The sequence below is a fragment of the Ruegeria sp. BE3 genome (genome assembly GCF_056538865.1).
On record NZ_JBQFTW010000025.1, the window covers coordinates 1 to 1,278 of the forward strand.

Here is a 1,278-nt window from a genome sequence, read left to right on the forward strand (position 1 = left end):
AAAAAAGGCCGCCCCGATTTGGAGCGACCTTCTTTAGTTCAACCGAGTGGGCTCTCATTGCTCTTTCAGAGCAACTGCCGCCCACCAGTCGGCAAAGCCGGCTTACTCGATGATTTTCGACACAACGCCGGCGCCGACGGTACGACCACCTTCGCGGATGGCGAAGCGCAGGCCGTCTTCCATCGCGATCGGTGCGATCAGCTCGACGGTGAAGCCGACGTTGTCGCCGGGCATAACCATCTCGGTGCCAGCCGCCAAGGTCACGGTGCCGGTCACGTCAGTGGTCCGGAAGTAGAACTGCGGACGGTAGTTCGCGAAGAACGGAGTATGACGACCGCCTTCTTCCTTGGTCAGGATGTAGGCTTCGGCTTCGAACTTGGTGTGCGGTGTAACCGAACCCGGCTTACACAGAACCTGACCACGCTCAACGCCGTCACGGTCGATACCGCGCAGCAGGGCGCCGATGTTGTCGCCCGCTTCACCGCGATCCAGCAGCTTGCGGAACATTTCAACACCGGTACAGGTGGTTTTCTGAGTGTCGCGGATGCCGACGATTTCGATCTCGTCGCCAACGTTGATCACGCCACGCTCAACACGGCCGGTCACAACGGTACCACGACCCGAGATCGAGAACACGTCTTCAACCGGCATCAGGAACGGCTTGTCGACTTCACGCTCAGGGGTGTCGATGTAGTCATCAACAGCCGCCATCAGTTCCTTGATCTTCTCTTCACCGATTTCAGCGTTGTTGCCTTCCATCGCGGCCAGAGCCGAACCTGCGATAATCGGAACATCATCACCGGGGTAGTCGTAGCTGGACAGCAGTTCGCGAACTTCCATCTCAACCAGTTCCAGCAGCTCTTCGTCGTCAACCTGGTCAACTTTGTTCATGAACACGACCATCTTCGGGATGCCAACCTGGCGGCCCAGCAGGATGTGCTCGCGGGTCTGCGGCATCGGGCCGTCAGCTGCGTTCACAACCAGGATCGCGCCGTCCATCTGGGCAGCACCGGTGATCATGTTCTTGACGTAGTCAGCGTGGCCGGGGCAGTCGACATGCGCGTAGTGGCGGTTGTCGGTCTCGTATTCCACGTGGGCGGTCGAGATGGTGATGCCACGTGCTTTCTCTTCAGGCGCGCCGTCAATCTGGTCATACGCTTTGAAGTCACCGAAATACTTGGTGATTGCTGCGGTCAGCGTCGTCTTGCCGTGGTCAACGTGGCCAATCGTGCCGATGTTGACGTGCGGTTTTGTACGCTCAAACTTTTCCTTTGCCAT

The 1,278-nt window shown here is 58.4% G+C and carries 1 protein-coding gene; it reads right to left on the reverse strand.

Annotation, left to right across the window (positions count from 1 at the left end):
* Nucleotides 1-102 precede the first annotated feature (102 nt).
* The coding region (gene tuf / locus ACR0AZ_RS21600; protein WP_480470656.1) for an elongation factor Tu at nt 103-1,278 on the reverse strand (1,176 nt) is incomplete at its 5' end.